Annotated in this window: 1 protein-coding gene; it reads right to left on the reverse strand. The window is 54.0% G+C overall.

Annotation, left to right across the window (positions count from 1 at the left end; translation table 11 throughout):
• Positions 1 to 398 (reverse strand): EF-Tu/IF-2/RF-3 family GTPase (locus KQJ18_RS24465; RefSeq protein WP_249359806.1); only part of this gene is annotated, 398 nt, incomplete at both ends.

Below are 398 nucleotides of genomic sequence, written 5' to 3' on the forward strand. Positions count from 1 at the left end.
ACAGTACGGCCGCCTTCACGGATTGCGAAACGCAGACCGTCGTCCATCGCGATCGGGTGGATCAGGGTAACAACCATTTTGATGTTGTCGCCCGGCATTACCATCTCTACGCCTTCCGGCAGTTCGATGGTGCCAGTCACGTCAGTAGTACGGAAGTAGAACTGCGGACGGTAGCCTTTGAAGAACGGAGTATGACGGCCGCCTTCGTCTTTGGACAGGATGTACACTTCAGATTCGAACTTGGTGTGCGGCTTGATAGAGCCCGGCTTAGCCAGTACCTGACCACGTTCGATTTCTTCACGTTTGATACCACGCAGCAGAACACCAACGTTCTCACCAGCACGGCCTTCGTCCAGCAGTTTGCGGAACATTTCAACGCCAGTACAGGTAGACTTAGC

It is taken from the genome of Citrobacter sp. S55_ASV_140, from assembly GCF_018919505.1.
GTDB classification, from domain to species: domain Bacteria; phylum Pseudomonadota; class Gammaproteobacteria; order Enterobacterales; family Enterobacteriaceae; genus Citrobacter; species Citrobacter werkmanii.